Here is a 21845-nt window from a genome sequence, read left to right on the forward strand (position 1 = left end):
CCATGTCCGGATGGCGGGCGAAAAGGCTGGCAGCCCCTAGTAAGGGAACGGCCAGACCCTGAGCTTCTGCTTCGCGATCTGCCAGAGCCGCGCAAAGCCGTGCGGTTCGACGATCAGGAAGAAAATGATGAGAGCGCCAACGATCATGAAGGTCGCGTGCTCCACTGTCTCCGCAGCCAGGTCGATGCCGAGGAGGCCGGGTACGAATTTCAGAACAACAGGCAGGATCCAGATGAAGGCGGCCCCCATGAAGGCTCCACCGAGGCTGCCCAGGCCGCCCAGAATCACCATGAACAGCACCTGGAAGGACAACCTGATGGAGTAGGACGACGGCTCGGCGGCATTCAGCCAGAAGAAGACCATCATCGCACCGGCCACGCCGCAGATGTAGGACGACACGGCAAAGGCCATCAGCTTGGTCTGCAGCGGGCGAACGCCGATGAGTTCAGCCGCAATGTCCATGTCGCGGATCATCATCCAGGATCTGCCGATCCGGCCGCGCAGGACGTTCGCCATCAGGAAGGCGATCAGCACCGTGATACCGAGAACGATGAAGTAGCGTGCCAGCGGCGTTGCTTCCGCCCCCGTGGCGATGATGCCGAAAACTTCGCGGCGCGGCACTTCGATCGCGCCGGAGGCGTTGTAGTTGTAGAGCCACGGAATACGGATGAAGCACCATTCCAGGAAGAACTGCGCGGCGAGCGTTGTCACCGCCAGGTAAAGCCCCTTGATGCGCAGGCTCGGCAGTCCGAAGACCGCGCCGATGGCAGCCGAGAACACGCCGGACACCAGAACCATCACGATGACATTGGCATCGGGAAAGATCGACGTCAGCTTGTAGGCGGCATAGGCACCGACCCCCATGAACGCACCGGTTCCCAGGGACAACTGTCCGCAGAACCCGGTCAGGATGTTCAGCCCGATCGCCGCCAGCGAAAACACCAGGAAGGGGATCATGATGGAGGTCAGGAAGAAGTCGTTTGCAAGGGCCGGAATGACTGCAAATGCCGTGATCAGAATGACGGCCAGGCCGACGCGGTCCTGGAGGATCGGGAACAGCGCCTGATCCGCCTTGTAGCTCGTCTTGAATTGGCCAGCTTCGCGATAAAACATGGGTCAGATATCCCTAGATCCGCTCGATGATACGTTCGCCGAAGAGGCCTTGTGGCCGGAACAGAAGGAAGATCAGGGCGATGATATAGGCGAGCCAGGATTCAATCCCGCCCCCGACAAGACCACCCCAGTACAGTTCGCCGATCTTCTCGCCGAAGCCGATGATCAGGCCGCCGACAATGGCACCCGGGATCGACGTGAAGCCGCCGAGGATCAGCACCGGCAACGCCTTGAACGCTACGATTTCCAGCGCGAAGGACACGTCGGACCGCGCCCCCCACATGATGCCGGTCGCCAGGGCCACGAGGCCCGCCGCGAACCAGACGATCGCCCAGATCTGGTTGAGAGAGATACCGACGGAAAGGGCGGCCTGGTGGTCGTCAGCAACGGCCCGCAAGGCCCGGCCGATCCGCGTCTTGTTGAAGAAGATGCCGAGCGCCGTCACCATCACCACCGCGATCACGGCTGCCGCTATATCGATATGCTGCAGGATCACGAGACCCCGGTCACCGAATTCGAACGCGGTCGAGCCGGTTGGAAGCCCCAGTTGCTCGGTAATCATCTGCTTGGGCTCGCCGCCGAAGACGAATTCACCGAAGCCGACGAGGAAATACGTCAGGCCGATGGTCGCCATCAGAAGGATGATTTCCGGCTGGTTGACCAGGGGTCTCATGACCACCCGTTCCACTCCGTATGCCAGAACTCCCATCACGCCGATGGTCAGGATCAGTGCCAGATAGGCAGGCACACCGTTTTCGTTGAGGCCCACCAGCGTCAGGCCGGCGAACACCACCATGATGCCCTGGGCGAAGTTGAACACGCCGGAGGCCTTGAAGATCAGCACGAAACCCAGCGCGATCAGCGCATACAGAATTCCGGCGACGAAACCTTCCCACAGGACCTGCAGGAAGAAATCCGGCATCTGGTACATCTGTACGAAGGGATCGATAAAAATGTCGTAGAGCATGGTTCGTCCCTCCTAGTGGCTCACACCGAGATAAGCGTCGATAACGGCCTGGCTGGCCTGCACTTCCTCCGGTGGCCCGTCGGCGATCTTCTTGCCGTAGTCGAGCACGACCACCCGGTCGGAGAGATCCATGACGACGCCCATGTCATGTTCGATCAGGGCGATCGTCGTGCCGAATTCCTGATTCACGTCGATGATGAACCGGCTCATGTCTTCTTTTTCTTCAAGGTTCATACCGGCCATCGGCTCATCGAGCAGCAACAGGTCCGGCTCCATCGCCAGCGCGCGGCCAAGCTCGACCCGCTTTTGCAGCCCGTAGGGCAAGCGCCCGACAGGTGTCTTGCGGATTGCCTGAATTTCAAGGAAATCGATGATGTCCTCGACCTTGCGCCGATGTTCGATTTCCTCGCGCTCCGCCGGGCCGCGCCACAGAAGTTGCCAGAAGAAGTTCTTGTGCATCTTCAAGGTTCTGCCGGACATGATGTTGTCCAGCGTGGTCATGCCCTTGAACAGCGCCACGTTCTGGAAAGTCCGGGCAATCCCCTGGCTGGCAGCCTCGTAAGGCTTCATCTTGCGGCGCACCTGGCCCTGCCAGGTGATCGTGCCTTCCTGTGGATGATAAAATCCGTTGATGACGTTGAGCATCGACGTCTTGCCGGCCCCGTTCGGACCGATGATCGCGCGGATCTCGCCCTTCTGGATGTCGAACGAAATGTCGGTGATCGCCTTCACGCCGCCGAAGGACAGCGACACGTTATCGACCCGCAGCAGCACCTCGCGCTCTGCCGGTTCCTGCGCGCCATTCGGCGACAGTGTCTTGTCGGAAACGATCGCGTTCATTCGGCGGCCTCCTGTACGCCCGCTCCGGCGTCATGGGTGGACATGTCGCGGATCTCGACGGTGGCTTCGATTGCGCCCTTGCGGCCGTCTTCAAAGGTTACTTCCGTACGCACATGCTTGGAGGTGGATCCGTCGTAAAGCGCGTCGATCAGTGGACCATAGCGCTCGGCGATGAAGCTCCGGCGAACCTTCTGCGTGCGGGTGAGCTCGCCGTCATCCGCGTCCAGCTCCTTGTGCAGGATCAGGAACCGCTTGATCTGCGCACCCGCCATCATCGGTTCGCGGGCAAGGTCCCGGTTCACCTGATCGACATGGCTTTCGATCATGCCGTAGACATCTGGATGCGCGGCAAGTTCCTGGTAGGAGGCATAGTTGACGTTGTTGCGTTCCGCCCAGGAGCCGACCGCTGTCAGATCGATGTTGATGAAAACCCCCACCATGTCCTTCTCGTGACCGAAGGCGACCGCCTCCTTGATGTTCGGGAAGAACTTCAGCTTGTTCTCGATGTATTTCGGCGCGAACAGTGCCCCGTCATTGAGCTTGCCCACATCCTTGGCGCGGTCGATGATCTTCAGGTGGCCGTTCTCGGCAATGATGCCGGCATCACCCGTATGCACCCAGCCGTCCGGCGTCTTGGTGCTGGCGGTAGCCTCGTCATTCTTGAAATAGCCGACGAAGACACCCGGCGAGCGGTACATCACCTCACCGCTGTCGGCGATCTTGAGCTCAACATCGGGAGCAGGTTTGCCGACCGTATCGCCGTAGATCTCGCCATCCGGCTGCAGCGTTATGTAGACGCTGGCTTCGGTCTGGCCGTAGAGCTGTTTGAGGTTGAGGCCGAGCGAGCGGAAGAAGCGGAAGATCTCTGGCCCGATGGCTTCACCGGCCGTGTAGCCGACTTTCATTCGGGTGAGACCCATGCGGTTCTTGAGAGGTCCGTAGACGCAGAATTCGCCGAGGGCGTAAAGCATCCGGTCCTTCAGGCCGACCGTTTCGCCATTCAGGATCTTCTCGCCCACCTTGCGAGCAACTTCCATGAAATAGTCAAAGATCGCACGCTTGGTTTTCCCCGCATCTTCCATGCGCACCATGATGCGGGTCAGCATGTTCTCGAAAACACGCGGCGGTGCGAAGAAATAGGTCGGCGCGATTTCAAGCCGGTCCACGTCGATCGTGTCCATGCTTTCCGGACAGTTGACGCAGTAGGCCGCCGTGAAAGCCTGCGCCAAGGAGAACACGTGGTCGCCGATCCAGGCCATCGGCAGGTAGGCGAGCACTTCTTCGGTCTCGTCCAGACGATCGAACTTGTTGCCGTTGCGTGCCGAAATGACCAGATTGTCGAAGGACAGCATCACGCCCTTCGGTCTCCCGGTGGTGCCGGAAGTGTACAGCATCACCGCAATGTCTGAGCCCTTGGCGTCGCGGAATCCGGCTTCCCACTCGGCTGCCAGGGACGGCGTTGCCGCTAGCAGCTCGCGTCCCTTTTCCTGTACCGAGGAATAGCCATGCAGGTGGGTATGATCGTAGTCGCGCAGGCCACGCACTTCATCATAGATAATCTCGGTGAGCGACTTTACCTCGTCCGCCATCGACAGGAGCTTGTCGACCTGCTCCTGATCCTCGACCACCGCGAAGGTGACTTCGGCATGGCCGAGCACGAAGGCCATTTCCTCGGCAACACTGTCCGAATAGACAGGCACCGGAACGGCCCCGAGTGCCTGGGCGGCAACCATCGCCCAATAGAGCCTTGGACGGTTCGCACCGACGATGGCGATCTTGTCTCCAGCCTTCAGGCCCAGAGATTTCAAACCGATGGAGAATGCGCGGATTTCTTCACACACCTCGGACCAGGTCCAGCTTTGCCAGATCCCGAAATCCTTTTCCCGGAACGCCGTCCGGTCTCCGAAGACTTGCGCGTTGCGCATGAGAATCTTCGGAAAGGTGTCCTCCCCGCGCGATGCAGCGCTGGCCGACCCTACCATAGATGTTTCTTCCCTTTAGAAGGCGCCCCGGTTTTCCAGGGTCGTTTCCTGTGGGGCTATGAAACGCCGTGCCGACCGAACCTTCAACCGGTAAATTGTTAAAGGCGAAGAAGGACGCTGTCCCAACCCGTTGAAAATCAGGCTAGGACGGCGGATTTTCAGCAATATGTTTCAATCGTGTCGAATTGTTTCATTTGCGCTGCATGTGCGAATGACTGATGCCTAGACCAGCTCGACTGCACTCTTGCGAACCACCAGCCAGGGCTCCAGTTGAACGCTGCCGTTGTCCGGTTTTGCACCACCCAGCAGGTTGAGCAACAGTTTCGCTGCCTGCTCGCCAACTGCCCGGCGAGGCTGGTGGATTGTTGTCAGTGGCGGCACGAAATGGCCGGCAATGTCGATGTCGTCAAACCCGACAACCGAAACATCTTGCGGCACACGGATGCCGGCTTCGCTCAGGAATGAAATGAAGCCGAAGGCGGACCGGTCGCTGGCACAAAAGACGGCGGTCGGACGGTTCGGCAGGTCCAGCCATGCCTTCGCGGCCCTGACGCCGGCTTCCAGCGTGTAGTCCCCCTCGAAGATCCAGGCACTGGCCGGATCGAGACCCGCACCGCCCAACGTGGCCCGGAATCCGTCGAGCCGGTCCCTTCCCGGCTTGTGCGACAGGAGACCCGTTACGTGGCCGATATTCGAGTGCTTCAGTTCGATGAGGTGCGACACTGCCAGATCCGCCCCCATCAGATTGTCGACAACGGCAATCGGCACCGCCGGATCGTCGCTCCATTCGCCGGCCAGCACGATGGGCGGGGACTTGGGATTGGAAGATCTGATTCGGGAAATCGAGAAATGCCCGTCCAGGATAACAATCCCGTCGCAGTTGTTCTTGCTGAAATAGTCACTCAGGCTCGAATGCGACATGGACGGCTTGCGCGTGTCGGCAATCAGCACTTTCAGCTGTCTTTCCGCGCAGACCGTCTCAATGCCCTGGAGAATGTTCGAAAAGTGGGAATTGCCGATGTCCGGAACGAGCGCAACGATTGTTCCCGTGTCCCGGCGGCGGAGATTGCGTGCGGCATGATTGAGGACGTATCCGGTCTTTTCGACCGCTTCCGACACGCGGCGCCGGGTTTCCGCGGATACCCTGTCGGGTGTCGTCAAAACGCGGCTGACAGTTGCCGTCGACACATTGGCAGCGCGGGCGACGTCCTGAACCGTCGGATTTTTCTTTTTGTATTCAGACTTTGGCATTCCGCGAATGTTAGCCGAGAACATTCTGGCGTCGCACGTCTTTTCAATTGGAGAGGCAAAGAATTTTCAGTCGCACCGGCTCGGTGTTGCCGCGGAAACCACAGCACAGCAGACACGGCGCTTTTCCCCTTGGCGACTGCGGGTGCCCTAAAACGGGGGAGGCCCGGCAGTTTGGAGTCTGCCGGGCCGATTGACTGACTGGAGGTCATTTTTAGTCAGTCAGAGTCTAACCGTAAGATTAGAAGGTGCGCTGCATACGAACACCGAAGAGGAGTTCGTCCTGGTCACCCTGGGTGTCGATGTCGGTGTTTGCATAACCAACGTCTGCACCCATGACGAAGCCGGAGACCGGCTCCCACTGAACCGAACCGTCGATTGCGTAACGGGTTACGTCGTTCAGGCCAGTTGCGGCATCGATGTCGGCATAGGAACCGTCAAGCGCGAGGCCGATCGTGGAAGTTGCCTGGATGTAGGCACCAGCAGACAGCGAGTAACCGGTGGAGGTGTCGTCGCCGTTGTAGTCGGCTACGCCGTCATACGTGGTGATGTAGGACAGTGCGCCATCAGCGTAGAAGCCCTGGAAGAAGATGTTCGAACCGGAGTTGAGCATCGGCAGGTTGATGGCAGCACCACCACCGACTGCCCAACCCAGGGAGTCTTCACCACCATTGTTGGTGCGGTTGGCGGCTGCATCCGGGTAAACCTGGTGCAGAGCACCGGACAGCTGTGCAGAACCCCAGCCCTGGGAAACGCCGAGAGCGGCAACGAAGTCCGGAGCACGGGTCCCGCCGTAATCACCATATTCACGATCGGAACGGTCTTCCAGAGCGATGGTCGCGGAGAAGCCGTTGCCGAAAGCAGCGGTGTAAGCAATCTGGTTGGACGTTACGTCGGACCAGTCACGATCCACGACACCGACAAAGGCCTGACCGGTGAAGATGTCGAAGTTCGAGGTCAGACGACCAGCTGTCAGACCGCCCCACTGGATGTAGGCGTTTTCCAGCGTGGTGCTGTTTTCGCCGTTGGTCACGGTGGAGTAGATGGAGACGTAGGTGCGCAGGGTACCGAATTCGGTAGCCGTGCGAGCGTCAAGGTACAGGTAGCCGCGAGACAGCCAGGAGTAGCCGTCGGAGTCACGGTCACTGAAGGCACCGTCTTCCAGAACGTTGTTGACGACAACCTGGGTACGAACACGGCCGCCAACGCGGAGGCAGGTTTCGGTGCCCGGGATGTAGTAGAAGCGCGCGCCGTAAGCGTCACAAACGCGAACATAGTCGACCGGCTCCGGAGCGACCGGAAGGTCAGCCGCCTGGGCGGTGGTTGCAGCAGCAGCTGCGGCCGCGCCGAGCATCAAACTCTTGAGTTTCATTACATTACTCCAGTTTCAAATTCAGTCGGAAGGCTGAAGGAACGGATTCGAATACTTTAACGCGACCCCTTCAAACTAACCTTTAGACTACCAACAACAAGCGTTTACTTGCACCCCGTTGGCCGTCTCCGCATCAAAAAGCCAGTTCCGACGCCGGAATTCAAGCCAGAATTTTTCTCTGGCGCACATTGGCATTTGGAGTCATATTTTTGCAACACATTGATAATCCATCATTTTTTACAATTTTTCACTTTTTCATTTTTGCCCTTGAACTCCCGAAACCGCATCCCCATATCCCCCGCCCTTGCACTACTTTAAATACTTTGTGTTTATTTATGCTGTTTTTCTTACATTTGCTTTTGCTGCAGATGCGAACTTCATGACTACACTGTTCAGTTTACAGATTTGAAAAGCAAGTTTTTCTATAGAGAAGAAATCGCATTTTCGATTTTGTCTATTTTTCCTGCAGATTTCAGCGGTTTTTGGAACAACCAGAATTTTTAGTCCAGTATTTCTTGAGAACTACAGTTGAGATTGCGCCAATGGAAAACTCTCGGGTTTCCCAAATCGGCGAAATTTCCTCATACATTTTTTTATTTGATAAAAACGTGATCGCTACTTGAAAAGAGAAGTCGTAAAACAAATCTATTTGGCACGGTTTGCCTGCGCGCCCGGCACCGCCCCGCCCACGGCCCTCTCCAGTCCCCAATTTCGGAAAAGGAACTCCCATGGCTGAACCAGAAGAAGGCGAGAGCTTCGATTCGCCGAACCTGATGGCGCTCACCGCGGGAATTGTTTCCAACTACGTGACGAACAACCCGGTCCCGCAGCAGGATCTGATCGAGTTGATTCTGGATGTCCACGTTGCCCTGGAAACCGCGACCAACAACACCCCGACCGTATTCAGGGCTCCCCTCGTGCCGGCTGTGCCTATAAAGCACTCGGTCACTCCGGAGTTCATCGTCTGTCTCGAGGACGGCAAGAAATTCAAGTTTCTGACACGCCACCTGAAGACGAAGTTCAACCTGACCCCCGCCGAGTATCGGCGCAAATGGGGCCTGAGCGCGGATTACCCGATGGTTGCACCCAACTATGCGCAAAAACGGGCCGAAATGGCCAAGGCCGCAAAACTGGGGCATCGGAAACGCTGACCCGGTTTTGAAGACCGACAGCGCAGTGCTATATTCCAGGTATGGACTTCAGGCAGATGAAACTCAGCCCGCAGGCGCGCAAGGCGATCATGAGAAACGATCCCTCGGCGCAAATGAAGGCGATGGTCGAACTTGCACCGGGCAAGACCCCGGACGACCTGGCTATGCGCACCACCAGCGCGGGCGCTCCTGAATTGCTGTCCTGGAGCCCTCAAAGCCACCTGATGACGTTGCTCGTCACCGCAGAAAACCTCAACTCGCTCGCTGAGGATACCGCTGTCACCTATATCCAGGTCGGCGGTGCGATGCGGCGCTAACGACGCCGCATCCTGTTTTTCACATCAGAAGGCTCAAATCACCGCATCGGTGCGCCCGGGCTGATCGGGATCGCGCAGCAGCCGCAGGGCACGCGCCGCGTTCACCCGGCCAAAGCCCCAGGCAACATCGAACCCCGGTATGCCGTCCGGATTGTCCGACGTCGCCATCAGGATGTTTGCGATCTGGGGCGCCGACAAGGAGCGCGATTCCTGAAACAGCAGGGCAACGATACCGGCAACATGCGGGGCAGCCATGCTGGTGCCGGATTTCAGCACACGCATCGGGTGGACCCCGCCGTTGCCGTTGTTCCGCCCGCCTTGCGCGCAGGACGCAACAATATTTGTTCCAGGCGCGGCAACCTCTGGCTTGTTCCGATTGTCGCGTGTGGGCCCGCGGCTGGAGGAAGCTGCCGGCGAAAGTGAATAGTGGCTGTAATTGGCAACCGCAATTGCCCTGCGTGTTGTTGCCGGAGTGCCGAGCGTGCGGACTGGGTCGAAATCGCCGCCCTGGAAGAAAGACTGATCGGCATAATTGTTGTCCCGGTCACGCAGATCACGCTCGATCCAGGCGTCGAACCGGCCGTTTTCTCCTTCCAGTGCCTCCAGTTTCAAGGTCCAGACACCGGACCTCAGCATCCCGAGCCCGAATGGTGCTTCCAGTTGCATGTAGATCCGCGCCTGTCCGTTCAAGCTCGAAAAGCGCTCCGAATCGATAAAGACCTCGTCCTGAAGCAGGGATTTACCAGGGGTCACCGGTCCGTACTGTGTTCCATCCGGTGCAGTCAGTGTCACCGCAAACCTGTCGACACTCGAATACCAGATCTCCAGCTCGCTCGACGTCCTGTCCGTTCCGGTCTGGGTGATGGTGCCATCGGGCAAAGGCATGCCACCACCCGTTTTCCAGCGCAGTTCCCGGCTCTCGCCCGTATTGATGTTTCCGGCGGCATGCCCATGCCAGACATGTTCATTTCCCGCCGCGCTCACGAACGCCCGCCCCAGAGGCTCCAGCAGACGGTCGATCGCCCTTTCGACAAGGCTCTCCCCATCATGGCTACCGCCATTCTGCCCGAGGCTCATGTTGATGACACAGGGCATGTCGAGCGCATCCGCCTTGTTCATGATGTAGGCAACTGCATCGACCACGTGGCTGGAATCGGTAAATGTGCCGGACCCGTCGCGCGTATCCGGCTGAACAAAAATCAGCGTGGCTTCGGGCGCTGCTCCAAGATGCGCTCCTTCTGCGAAGTCGGAATCGTGCGATCTGCCGTTGCCTGCCGCGATTCCCGCAACATGTGTGCCGTGCGAAGCCGCATCCGGCCTGTGCCGGACAACACTGAACGGATCAGACGCATTCAGCGCCTGGTCAATCTGGCCGGCCCCATACTCCACACCATAGGCGAAATCATCCGGCGCGCTCTCGCCCGGACGGGCGTCGAGGCGCTGGTCCCAGAGAAACGCCAGCCTCGTGGTGCCGTCCGCCTTGCGGAAATCGTCGAGCGTGAAATCCATTCCGTAATCGATGATGCCCACCAGAACACCAGCCCCCGTGCGGCCCGGGACGCCGGTACTGCCCTGATGAACCGTGTTCGCCCTGGTTTCGGCAAGGGAGGTTTCGAGCATCGGAAACCAGCGCCGCCCGGCTTCGACAGTCTCCACCGACGGATGCGCATGCAGCTCCACCAGCCTGTTCATCGGAAGCGAGACGGAATAGATTTTCCCGGCCACATGTACCCAATGAAAGTCAGCAAAGGCCGCGGGCGGTTGATCGGCCTGCAGTTCGACCAGAACGCGTCGGACCTCTCCAAGCGGCGGCGACCCGGCCGTAGTGCTCTCCAGGGACGCGGGAGCGGACGGAAAGGTGTCGAGGGCGGTTTCGTCGTCAAATGATTTCAGTTCTGCCTCGGCCGCATACCGGCGCAGCCTCGGATCAAGTTTCTTTAATTGCATGGATCCCTCCATCGCAGGAAAAACAAAGTCAAAAATACTTGGCCAGCATATCATGAAAGGCGAAGTTTTTCGGCCTGCACGTGCCCCCCGCCGGGTCTTGTCGGCAAGGAGTGCCATTCTCTTCTCGGATGAATGGTCAAACCTGCTTTTCGGGCTTACTCTCACCCCATGGAGGAGACACAACAGCTCAAGACGCAGCTCGATCTGATGCAGGCCGCGCTTGACCACATCAATCAGGGCTTTTCGGCCTTCGACGCCGATCTCAGACTTGTCGCGTGGAATCGTGGCCTTTGGGAAATGCTTGATTTTCCTCAGGAACTGGCTCGTCGTGGCACACATCTGGAAGCGTTCTTGCGTGTCAACGCCGAGCGCGGCGAATATGGGCCCGGCGATATCGAAGGCAAGATCCAGCGCCGGCTGGAACGGGCCAAGCTGTTCGAACCGCATTATTTCGAACGCATCCGTCCAAATGGCCAGGTGATCGCCGTTTCAGGCACCCCATTGCCGAAGGGCGGGTTCGTCACAACCTATTCGGACGTCACCGAAGATCGCCGCCGACAGGAAAAGCTGGAACGAACGGTGGAAGAGCGCACACGGGCACTGCAGCAGTCGGAAGACTGGCTCCGCCTGGTGACGGACAATATCCCTGCCCTGATTGCCTATCTGTCTCCCGGCCCTGTCTTCCGCTTCGCCAACCGCCGCTACGCCGACTGGTTCGGCCACTCGGTTGCCTCGATCGCGGGACGGCCAGCACCGGAAGTGGTTGGCGAGGAGCTGTTCAAGGAGCTGGAGCCTCATATCAACCGCTCCTTTGAAGGCAATGCCGTCAGCTACGAATATCAGCGCAATCGTTCGGACGGCAGTACCGCCTACATGCGCTCGACCCTCATTCCGGACATGACCAAGGACGGCAGGACCCTGGGCATTTTTGTGCTGTCGCTCGACGCCACGGACCAGAAGCAGGCAGAAGCAGCGCTTGTGCAGTCCCAGCGCATGGATGCCGTCGGCAAGCTCACCGGCGGGCTCGCCCACGACTTCAACAACCTGCTTGCGATCCTGATGGGCAATCTTCTGTCTCTCGGGCGTATGGAAACGCCGCTCGACCGGGAAACCCTCGACAGCAAGCTGTCACCGATGCTCGAAGCGACCAAGCGCGGCTCGGATCTGATCCAGCGCCTGCTTGCCTTCAGCCGTGGCAAGGCGATCGATCCCCAGAATGTGTCGCTTGCCAAGGTTATAGCCAGTGCCGGCCGGTTGCTGGAAGGTTCCCTGCCGCCTTCGGTAGACGTGACGATTACCGCTCAGGACAAGGAAATCGGCGCCTGCATCGACCCGACGCAGATGGAAACAGCGCTGATCAACCTGGCCTTCAACGCACGCGATGCGATGCCGGAAGGCGGCACGCTGACCATCACTTTGGATGCATGCGAGTTGGACACCCGCGAAGCCGAAGACCTGGGCATTTCATCCGGCAGGTTTGCGCGTATTACCGTAGGCGACACTGGCGGCGGCATGGATCCGGACACGCAACTGCGTGTCTTCGAACCCTTTTTCACCACCAAGAACTTCGGCACGGGCAGCGGGCTCGGCCTGTCCATGGTCTATGGTTTCATTCGCCAGTCAGGCGGCGCGATCCACATCTCCAGCGCCCTGGGCGTCGGCACCTATCTGACCCTTTATCTGCCCTATCGGCGTATCACGCCAACTACTGGCCGGGACACGGACGAGGGCGAAACGCTCCCCTTGAAACCGGGTCAGGGTGAACTTCTGCTTCTGGTGGAGGATGACCCGGATGTTGCCAATACGGTGACGGACCAGTTGCAGAACCTCGGATACGCGGTGCTGAGAGCCGAAAACGCGGAAGACGCCCGAAGCCTGGCGCTGGACCTTCCCGAGTTGCGGGGAGTGTTGAGTGACATCATCATGCCGGGGCAGATCAATGGTCTGGCCCTCGCGCGCGAGATCCAGCAGAAGCGTCAAGATCTGGGCATTGCACTGATGTCCGGTTACGCCGACTGGTCCGACCTTGCAGGACAGGAATGCGCCTGCGAATTTCCGGTCTTGGCGAAACCCTTCGCAGATGCTCAACTTGCAGACACCCTGCAAAAGATTCTCAGCCCCACACCAGATCCGGCCTGAAGGTTATGCAAAGAGTATTGCGATTGACCCATCAGTTCTGGTCCCGAGCCCCTATCCAACTTGCCGGTCTCAGTTGCCAGGCTTTTCCGCTCAAACGATCCCACAGACGGATCGAAATCAGTAACCCTTGATCTAGGACACAGGAACGCGCCTTGCAGACACGCTCCCTCCAGGCAACCAAACGCACGGTTTTCATCGTCGACGACGAACCGGAAATCGGCAACTTGCTGCTGGATGCCCTTCTCCAGTTCGAGATGGAAGGCAAGGTCTTTTCCACGGCCTCACAGATGCTGATCGCACTCGGCCTGGAAACACCGGATGCCTGTATCGTCGATCTCGGCCTGCCTGATATGGAAGGCATGGCGCTCATCAACGAGATCAGACGCCGGTCATCAGTGCCGATCATCGTTCTGTCGGCGCGCGGACATTCCACCGATCGTGTCATGGGGCTGGAACTTGGCGCGGATGATTACGTGGTCAAACCGTTTGACCCGCGCGAAGTGGTTGCGCGCATCCGCTCCATTCTGCGTCGCTCGTCCGACCAGGCACCGGTGAAGGCCAGCGTCGACTGCGCCCGGTTCGAAGGCTGGACCTACCAGCCCGCCTCCCACTGCCTGACCTCTCCGGAAGGCGAGGAAACTTTTCTGTCCACTGGAGAGGCCACGTTGCTGGAAGCTCTGCTGAGAGCTCCCAAGCGCGTGCTGTCGCGAGACTACCTGCTTGAACATGGCGGCCGTGACGAGAGCCTCGACAGGTCCATCGACGTGCGCATCTCGCGCATCCGCAAGAAGCTCAACCGCAAGAACGAGCCCGCCCACATTCGCACCATCTACGGTTCCGGCTACATGCTGGCCTGTGATGTGAAGTGGTCATGAGCAACTCCGCACAGGAACTCCGAAAACTCGACGAAGGACTCTGGACGCTCGATACCACCTTTACCAGGCTCGGCTGCAAGGGCAGCCTTCGCATGACCGTTCTGGAAACCGCCGCCGGACTGGTGCTCCACTCTCCGGTGGCACTGGACGAGGATGTCAGGAACGCCCTCCGCAGCCTGGGCGAGATCGCGGTGCTCTTTGCGCCGAACCTGTTCCATCACATGTATTTGCACGCTGCACAGGACCATTTTCCCAATGCCCGTGTACTTGTTCCCAAAGGGCTTGAACGGAAGATCGGCAAGATCGCGAACTCGGAAATTGTCACTGACAAAACAGTCGTGGCTGATGGAGAAATCGAGCATGCGACACTGAGCGGGCACGACTTGAACGAAACGGTTCTCTTTCACCGGCGTTCGGGCACGCTGGTAACGGCTGACCTGCTCTATAACTATCAACCGGAACACAATTTCACCGAAAAACTGTTCTTCAGGGCAATCGGTTGCTACGGCGCGCCGGGAGTGGCCTTCTATCACCGCTACGCGATCCGCGACAAATCCGGCATCGCCCCCTTTCAGGAAGCCGTTGGCAGCTGGCCCGTGAAACGGATCGTCATGTGTCATGGCCGAATTGTTGAAGCGCCCGAAGCCGCCGGTATTTTCACGTCCGCCTGGCAGCGCTTCGCCTGACTTCCGCAAGACCAATCAGACAATTAAAAAGGGCTGCCCACCGGGACAGCCCTTTTTGCATCTTGGAAAGCTTCTGAAGATCAGAAGCTCAGGGAGATATCCCGATGCCCGGACAGACATCCGGCAACATCCAGAGCCATATCCGTCGGCAAACGGTTCTGGGCTCTCACACCGATATTGGCTGCCACGGTGTCATCGAAGGTTTCCAGCTGCGGCAGGATTTCCTCGGCCCCTTTGCGGCGCCAGGCAAGATCCGCATCCAGAGCGGCAATCGACTTGTCGATTTCAGCAACAGCTTCTTCTGCGTTCGGCTGACGGCTGCGCATGATCTTGCGGGCTTCGTTCAGGCCATCGCGGATATCGCTCGTGCCTTCCGCATCTCCAACCCGTGAACGCATGGCCGAAATCGCTTCTTCGGCCGCTTCCGGCTCAAGCGTCGGCACTTCGGCCTTCAGGGCTTCGAGTTCCGGTTTGAAGCTTGCAACAAGATCAGCACCGTTGAGGATCGCCTTCAGCTCCGCGATCGGCTCGTAAGCCTGATCGACAGTCCGACGATAGGTCATCCGGGCTACATCCTCTGCCTTCTGGATCTTGGCGAAGGTGGTGTAGGTATCCTGCCAATCGGACGGGATCTGAGCCATCAGGGCTTCATGCCGGGCTTTCAGCTCGTCGATGCGAGCCTGAGCACGCTCACCTTGTGCAGCCGTGTAGATGCCGGTTTCTCCCGACCGGTCAACGATGACCTGAAGATCGGCGATCCGGTCATCAAGACGGCGGGCATCGCGTTCGATGGCACGAACCTGTGTGTGCACCGGCTTGTACGCCCCTGCCGCTGCTGCTACTTCAGCTTCAGCCTGATGGATCGCTTCCATCTGCGGCATGGCTTCCTTCGCCTTTTCCAGACCGTCCATGACATCATCGCGCAGATCTTCCGGCAGATAGCTCATGTCGATGGATTCGACCGACTGGATTGCCGACAGGATCTTGTCGCCGTTCTGCTGGAAGTCCTCGTAGATCAGGGTCTCCATGCAGTACTGCAGACGCGGGTTCTTTGGCGGAGGAGCTGTCTCGGACAGCAGCGACGAGCGGTTCGGCAGATAGTTCACAAGCTGCGGATAGAGCCCGACGATGCCGAGTGCCAGCAACTGCAGGCAGATGAACGCAACCACGCCCTTGTACATGTCCAGCGTCTTGACCACGGCCGGTGCAACGCCGCGCAGATAGAACAGCGCGAAGCCGAAGGGCGGTGTCAGGAACGAGGTCTGGATGTTGAGACCGATCATCACGCCAAGCCACACGGCGGTGACGTTTGCTTCAGGATCGGCAAGCAGGATCGGTGCAACGATCGGCACCACCACGACGGCGATCTCGATGAAATCGAGGAAGAAGCCGAGGATGAAGATCACGAGCATCACGATCAGGAACTGAGCCCAGAACCCGCCCGGCAGTCCTTGCAGGAAGTTCTTGACCAGCTCTTCCCCGCCGAAGGCACGGAAGGCGGAAGTCAGCATGGCAGCGCCGAGAAGAATGATGAACACGAGCGCGGTGGTCTTGGCGGTTTCCACCATCACTCCGCGCATCGTGTCTTCGAACTTCAGCGTACGCCAACCGGACCAAAGGACCGCGATCAGCAGCAGCGAAACAGCGATGATAGCCAGCACCAGGGCGAGAACATCGTCGCTGGTCTGGATCAGCTTGATGTTGACCGAGCCGAAGAAACTGACAACCACGGCCAGCCCCAGCAAGGCCAGAATAGCCAGGATCGCCGGGCTGTAGGCTCCGCGCTTGCCGTCACGAAGGCGATAACCGGCCATGACCATCGCACCGACGGCACCGATGGCGCCAGCCTGGTTCACGGTAGCGACACCGGCGATGATCGAACCAAGCACCAGGAAGATCAGGGCCAGCGGCGGCACCAGGGTCAGGACCACCTTGCCTGCGAACGCACGCGTGAAGGTGCCTTCTTCATGGACTGCCGGTGCCGACTTCGGATTCAACAGCGCGAAACCCAGAATGAACAGCATGTAGAGGCCAACCAGGACAAGACCCGGCAGGAAGGCACCCAGGAACATTTCGCCGGCACTGGTCGACACGACAGAGTAGTCCGACGGCATCGACAGCTCGCCGGTGCTCGCCTTGTAAAGTGTCTGGCGTAGCGAACCGGCCTGATCGACCGCGCTGGCAAGCTGGTCGGCCAGAATGATCAGAACGATCGACGGCGGAATGATCTGTCCCAGTGTCCCGGAAGCGGCAATCGTTCCCGTTGCCAGCGGCACCGAATACTTGTTGCGCAGCATGGCCGGCAGCGAGATCAGGCCCATGGCGACAACGGTTGCGCCGACGATGCCCGTGGTGGCTGCCAGAAGAGCCCCCACGAACACCACGGAGATACCGAGACCACCCGGCACCGGGCCGAACAGCCGCGCCATCGTCACCAGCAGGTCTTCAGCGATCTTGGATCGTTGAAGCATGATGCCCATGAAGACGAACAGCGGAATGGCTATGAGCGTATCTCGCTCGGCCTCCCAGTAGATGCCACGGAAGTTCGTCACCCCCGCGCTGAGCCACTGGCTTGGGCCACCGTGAGAGAAATACGCGCCGGGGTCGCCGGCAAACAGATAGCCCGATCCGGCAGCGATGCCGATGGTCAGGATGGCCGATCCGGGGAGCGCGAAGGCGACGGGGAAACCCGACCCAAGCGCAATCGCCATCAGGACGACCAGGAGAAGAAGGAAGAAAAGTTCCATATCAAGCGGTCTCGTCAGGCTCTATTGAACAGTGTGGCTGTCATGATCCCGGCCACCCGGTTCGCCGCGAATATCGGCAACCGCGTCCAGGAAATAGGCCACGAACTGGATCATCATGGAAACGGCGAACACGCCCAGGAAACCCGCCATGAGATATTTCACGTAAAGACCGAAACCGGCCTGCGTGGTCTCATAGGTCAGGATCGGGCTGTTGATGATGTTCTGCTTGCCGCCCATGCCGATGACCAGGATGACGGTACAAAGGCTGATGCCGAGCACAACGGAACCGACCGCGTTGACGATGCCCTTGGCTCTCGAGGACAGGCCCGCATAGAAGATGTCGACCCGAACATGCCCTTCTTCAAGCAGCGTGTAGGCACTGGCGAACAGGAACAGCGCCGCGTACCAGAACCGCACGAGATCAGCGAGGAAAGCCTGCTCGTAGGAGAAGACGAAACGGCCGATCACGATCATCAGTTCGGCGGCAACCACCAGAAGCGCAAGCCAGGTGAAACCCAGCGTGCGGGTGAAGGCTGCAATCACGAATGAAAGCGCGATCAGCGGCATGTGCACATAAGGGCCTCGGAACTGCGATTTGCCGAGATCGTCGGCAAGCGCCTGTCCGACGACATCGGGCAGAAAGCCCTCGATGCGCAGGAACGAGATCGCGCTGTCGACCAGCCCGACGATCAGCACCGCGAAGAAGCAGGCCCTGATGAGATAGGCGTTGATGTTGGTGATCCGGACGCTGTCTTCACGCAGCGTGTTTCCGTTCGTCCGCACATAGCCGAAGGCCAACAGGACAAACGCCGCATAGAGCGCCAATTGCAACCAGGACCAGAGAATCGGCATGGATCCATTGGCCGCGCCGCCGAAAATGGGCGCAATGCCTGGAAGGTCTTGCCAATAGGTCAGGTAGTTGTTGAGCAGAAACGCCGTCATGATCGCCAATACGATCCAGCCGCACAGGCGGAAGAAGCGGGCGCTCTCCGGCGAGGCTTTACCACCGGAATTCATAACAGGCGAGCCGTCTTGAACATTGTCCAAGGCCGTCATCGTGGCTGTGCCTTTTTATCTTTGTCTAAGAAGAAGGGACGGGATTTCTCCCGCCCCTTTTATTTGCTCAACCGATTACTTCGGAATGCCGAGGTAACGGTTACGCTTGTTGCTGTAGGCAATGTCGGCGATCGCCATGTAGCTGCCGATTTCCTGACGTGCGTTGATGACGCTCTCGAAGATCTTCTTGGACAGCGGGGAATGATCCATCGCTTCTTCCAGAACTTCCTGAGCGGCTTCACCGAAGCTGTCGTAGATCTCGTCGGAGAATTCACGCAGCTCAACGCCGTGCTCGTTGATCAGGCGGGTCAGGTACTTACCGTTGTTGGCGTTGGTTTCAGCCATCGTGTTGGAGTTTTCTTCCGCACACGCTGCAACGATGATCTGCTGATCGACCTTGTCGAGGCCATCCCAGAATGCCTTGTTCATGCCCAGAGCAAGCATGGCGCCCGGCTCGTGCATGCCCGGATAGTAGTAGTACTTGGCAGCTTCGTAGAACTTCATGAAGTAGTCGTTGAACGGACCAACCCACTCGGTCGCATCGATCGCGCCGGAAACAAGGTTTTCGTAGATCTGGCCGCCCGGCAGGGAGACCGGAGACGCGCCGAGTTTCGCCATGACGTCGCCGCCCTGACCCGGAATACGCATCTTCAGACCCTTCAGGTCGTCAGCGGTTTCGATTTCCTTGTTGAACCAGCCACCCATCTGGACACCGGTGTTGCCCATGGCGAAGTTCTTCAGGCCGAATTCACCAGCCAGCTCATCCCACAGTTCCTGGCCGCCGCCGTACTTGATCCAGGCGTCCATTTCAGCCTGGGTCAGACCGAACGGCACGGCAGTGAATGCTGCCCAGCCCGGATGCTTGCCTTTCCAGTAGTAATCGGCGCCGATATAGGCCTGCGCGTTACCGGAAGCGACTTCGTCGAAGGAGTCAAAGGCACCAACGCGTTCGCCAGCGGCGAAATACTGAACGTTGAGGCGGCCTGCGGTCAGCTCTGCAATACGGGCTGCGAGGCGCTGTGCCGGAATACCGAGACCCGGAAAGTCGCGCGGCCATGTGGACACGATGACCATTTCCTTGGTGCCCTGCGCAATTGCCGGAGCAGCCAGCAAGGATCCAGCGGCAACACCGCCGGCACCAATACCAGCCTTTTTGATAAACGAACGACGATCCATTAGTTTCCTCCCTAATCGGACCCGATTTCGGACCGGGTACACACTTGCACCGATCTCGAGGTATGTCTAGTTGACCGAGTGTCTGAAGCGCTATTCGTGGTTCTGCGCAGCTTCTCAGTAATACTACCGAGAACCACGCAAGAGAGATAATCGTTTGCCGCATGTTCGCGCAACAAGAGAGCAAAATTCGTGACCTTCAAGACCAAATTGCTGCTCATCACGATCCTGCCATTGATCGCCGTCTCCGTACTCATCGGTGCGGCCACCTACTATCAGTCTCGGGAACTGATCAACACGCAGACCCAGGCAGTGGAACAGCGCATCCTGTCCTCCAAGCGCCAGGAAATCCGGAACTACGTCAGTCTTGCTCTCACCTCGATCGAGCAGATCTACAAGGAAGAACCCGGAGGTCGCGAAGCAGCGCAGCAAAAGGTCAAGATGATCCTGCAGCATCTGACCTTCGACTACGACGGCTATTTCTTCGTTTACACGCTCGACGGTACCAACCTGGTCCATCCCAAGCTGCCGCACCTGGTGGGGGGAAACTGGTGGCAGCTCCAGGATGACAACGGCGACTACGTCATCCGCAACCTGATCGAGGCGGCCCAGAACGGCGGCGGCTTCCACCAGTATGTCTGGCACAAGCCCTCGACAGGCACGGTCGAGGAAAAGCTCGGCTACGCAATCCTGCTCGACAAGTGGGGCTGGATGCTTGGCACCGGCCTTTACACCGATGACATCGCCCGCGAGGTCACCGCGATCCGCACCGACTTTGCCCGCTCCATCCGCCAGACGCTGTTCGTCACCTTCATGATCACGCTTGCGGCCATCGTCATTGCGGGTTTCCTCATCGCCGGTGTGCGTTTCTCCGAACAGCGCTTTGCGGACACCAAGCTGAAGGAACTGACCAACAGGATCTTCCAGGTGCAGGAACAGGAGCGCAAACGCGTTTCCACCGAACTGCATGACAGTATTTCCCAACTTCTGGTGTCCGTGCGCTATGGCGTTGAAATGATCCATAGCGAGGCCAACCGGGATCCGGATCTTCAGGTGCAGGCAGCCAAATGCCTCAAGACACTGGATGGAACCATTGCCGAGGTCCGGCGGATATCGCGAGATCTCAGACCCAGTGTCCTTGATGACATGGGCCTTGCGGCGGCGCTCGGCAGTCTCGGCAAGGAGTTCCAGAACCAGTCGGGCATCACCGTCAACGTTCAGGCGGAGCAATGCCACGCCCGCTTGTCGGAAGGCGCCAAGACCGCCCTCTACCGTGTGGTTCAGGAATGCATGACCAATGTTGCGCGCCATTCCCACGCCAGCGAAGTCGCCATTTCCCTCAAGGTCGGCATGCAGCAGCTTGTGCTCTCGGTGGAAGACAACGGTGTCGGCCTCCCCCGCCCGCTGCCGAAATCCGGCGGCCTCGGCTTCCGCAACATGCGCGAGCGGATCGAAACCTATGGTGGCCGGTTAACCCTGAGCAGACGTGCTTCCGGCGGAACCCGTATTAAAGTCCAGATGCCGCTCGACAATGCGGCGGCAAAAGCGGCATGATGCAAAGATGACAGTGCATTCACCTTCACCCCGGTCGTTCACCAGACCCATCCGTGTTCTTCTGGCAGACGACCATGAGCTGGTTCGGGACGGTATCCGGGCCCGGCTGCAAAAGGTGGCCGACCTGGAAGTGGTCGGTGAAGCGACAAACGGCCGCGATGCCTTGGCTCTCGCCCGTGACCTGCGCCCCGACGTTCTCCTGATGGATGTCTCCATGCCTGTCATGAACGGGCTGGAAGCGGCGACCCAGATGCGCAAGACGCTGCCTGAAATTGCTGTACTGATCCTGTCGGTCTACGACAACCCGGAGTATGTGCGCGGCGTCGTCCAGGCAGGTGCCCGCGGCTACATCCTGAAGGATATCTCCGCAGCCGAGATGATTACTGCGATCACCAGTGTTGCCAATGGCGGGTACTATTTCTCCTCCGCGGTCGGCCCGACGCTGGTTGGCGCCGGCACATCCGCACCGGTGGAAGACCCATACGGGTTGACCGATCGGGAGCGCCAGGTGCTGACAGCCATTGCCAAAGGCCAGCCCAACAAGGAAGTCGCCAAGGAACTGGGCATCAGCGTACGCACTGTCGAATCCCACCGCCTGAACCTGCGGGAAAAGGTCGGCAACAAGAATGCCGCTCAGCTCTACAAGGTCGCGCAGGATCTGGGATTGCTGGACTGATC

17 protein-coding genes are annotated in these 21845 nt (G+C 58.9%); 7 read left to right on the forward strand and 10 right to left on the reverse strand.

Annotated elements, in window-relative coordinates; genetic code table 11:
• Nucleotides 1-36: 36 nt before the first annotated feature.
• From ACVDG9_RS22270 to ACVDG9_RS22295, 6 genes are all read right to left on the reverse strand, one after another.
• Nucleotides 37-1113, reverse strand: a complete 1077-nt coding sequence (locus tag ACVDG9_RS22270; RefSeq protein ID WP_023003588.1) for a branched-chain amino acid ABC transporter permease — start codon at nucleotides 1111-1113, stop codon at nucleotides 37-39.
• Nucleotides 1114-1126: 13 nt separating this feature from the next.
• Entirely contained in the window at nucleotides 1127-2080 is a 954-nt protein-coding gene (locus tag ACVDG9_RS22275) for a branched-chain amino acid ABC transporter permease (RefSeq protein WP_023003590.1), read from the reverse strand.
• Nucleotides 2081-2092: 12 nt separating this feature from the next.
• Nucleotides 2093-2920, reverse strand: a complete 828-nt coding sequence (locus tag ACVDG9_RS22280; protein WP_023003592.1) for an ABC transporter ATP-binding protein — start codon at nucleotides 2918-2920, stop codon at nucleotides 2093-2095.
• Nucleotides 2917-4845, reverse strand: coding sequence for an AMP-binding protein (locus ACVDG9_RS22285; RefSeq protein ID WP_447238986.1), 1929 nt, complete (start codon nucleotides 4843-4845; stop codon nucleotides 2917-2919). Before ACVDG9_RS22285 ends, ACVDG9_RS22280 begins: the two co-directional genes overlap by 4 nt.
• A 279-nt stretch (nucleotides 4846-5124) precedes the next feature.
• Complete coding sequence (locus ACVDG9_RS22290; RefSeq protein WP_447238987.1) at nucleotides 5125-6153, reverse strand: LacI family DNA-binding transcriptional regulator; 1029 nt, start codon at nucleotides 6151-6153, stop codon at nucleotides 5125-5127.
• Nucleotides 6154-6391: 238 nt separating this feature from the next.
• Nucleotides 6392-7522, reverse strand: coding sequence for a porin (locus tag ACVDG9_RS22295; protein WP_023003600.1), 1131 nt, complete (start codon nucleotides 7520-7522; stop codon nucleotides 6392-6394).
• 728 nt (nucleotides 7523-8250) lie between these two features.
• Between ACVDG9_RS22295 and ACVDG9_RS22300 the strand changes: the two genes are divergently transcribed.
• Both ACVDG9_RS22300 and ACVDG9_RS22305 read left to right on the forward strand, forming a co-directional pair.
• Nucleotides 8251-8673: a Ros/MucR family transcriptional regulator gene (locus ACVDG9_RS22300; protein ID WP_023003602.1), complete on the forward strand. Its 423-nt coding sequence runs from the start codon at nucleotides 8251-8253 to the stop codon at nucleotides 8671-8673.
• 56 nt (nucleotides 8674-8729) lie between these two features.
• On the forward strand, nucleotides 8730-8990 hold the full coding sequence (locus tag ACVDG9_RS22305) for a hypothetical protein (protein ID WP_145903914.1): 261 nt from the start codon (nucleotides 8730-8732) through the stop codon (nucleotides 8988-8990).
• Nucleotides 8991-9023: 33 nt separating this feature from the next.
• Here the strand turns inward: ACVDG9_RS22305 and ACVDG9_RS22310 are convergent, their stop codons facing one another.
• Complete coding sequence (locus ACVDG9_RS22310; RefSeq protein ID WP_447238988.1) at nucleotides 9024-10937, reverse strand: S8 family peptidase; 1914 nt, start codon at nucleotides 10935-10937, stop codon at nucleotides 9024-9026.
• A gap of 168 nt (nucleotides 10938-11105) precedes the next feature.
• On the opposite strand from ACVDG9_RS22310, the gene ACVDG9_RS22315 reads away from it, so the two are divergent.
• The 3 genes from ACVDG9_RS22315 (at nucleotide 11106) to ACVDG9_RS22325 (ending at nucleotide 14637) form a co-directional block, all read left to right on the forward strand.
• The gene (locus ACVDG9_RS22315) at nucleotides 11106-13076 is read left to right on the forward strand and encodes a PAS-domain containing protein (RefSeq protein WP_447238989.1); all 1971 of its coding nucleotides are present in this window, start codon (nucleotides 11106-11108) and stop codon (nucleotides 13074-13076) included.
• Nucleotides 13077-13228: 152 nt separating this feature from the next.
• Entirely contained in the window at nucleotides 13229-13951 is a 723-nt protein-coding gene (locus ACVDG9_RS22320; RefSeq protein WP_023003610.1) for a response regulator transcription factor, read from the forward strand.
• On the forward strand, nucleotides 13948-14637 hold the full coding sequence (locus ACVDG9_RS22325; protein WP_447238990.1) for a DUF4336 domain-containing protein: 690 nt from the start codon (nucleotides 13948-13950) through the stop codon (nucleotides 14635-14637). Before ACVDG9_RS22320 ends, ACVDG9_RS22325 begins: the two co-directional genes overlap by 4 nt.
• An 80-nt stretch (nucleotides 14638-14717) precedes the next feature.
• Here the strand turns inward: ACVDG9_RS22325 and ACVDG9_RS22330 are convergent, their stop codons facing one another.
• The 3 genes from ACVDG9_RS22330 to ACVDG9_RS22340 form a co-directional block, all read right to left on the reverse strand.
• On the reverse strand, nucleotides 14718-17384 hold the full coding sequence (locus ACVDG9_RS22330) for a TRAP transporter large permease subunit (RefSeq protein WP_023003615.1): 2667 nt from the start codon (nucleotides 17382-17384) through the stop codon (nucleotides 14718-14720).
• A 21-nt stretch (nucleotides 17385-17405) separates the two neighbouring features.
• Complete coding sequence (locus ACVDG9_RS22335; RefSeq protein ID WP_023003617.1) at nucleotides 17406-18440, reverse strand: TRAP transporter small permease subunit; 1035 nt, start codon at nucleotides 18438-18440, stop codon at nucleotides 17406-17408.
• Between the two features lie 75 nt (nucleotides 18441-18515).
• Nucleotides 18516-19616 (reverse strand): TRAP transporter substrate-binding protein, encoded by a 1101-nt coding sequence (locus ACVDG9_RS22340; RefSeq protein ID WP_023003619.1) that lies wholly within the window; start codon nucleotides 19614-19616, stop codon nucleotides 18516-18518.
• Between the two features lie 189 nt (nucleotides 19617-19805).
• On the opposite strand from ACVDG9_RS22340, the gene ACVDG9_RS22345 reads away from it, so the two are divergent.
• Nucleotides 19806-21167: a cache domain-containing protein gene (locus tag ACVDG9_RS22345; protein ID WP_023003622.1), complete on the forward strand. Its 1362-nt coding sequence runs from the start codon at nucleotides 19806-19808 to the stop codon at nucleotides 21165-21167.
• Nucleotides 21168-21174: 7 nt separating this feature from the next.
• Nucleotides 21175-21843, forward strand: a complete 669-nt coding sequence (locus tag ACVDG9_RS22350; protein ID WP_031270556.1) for a response regulator — start codon at nucleotides 21175-21177, stop codon at nucleotides 21841-21843.
• Nucleotides 21844-21845: the final 2 nt, after the last annotated feature.

Source organism: Roseibium sp. RP-7 (genome assembly GCF_053005225.1).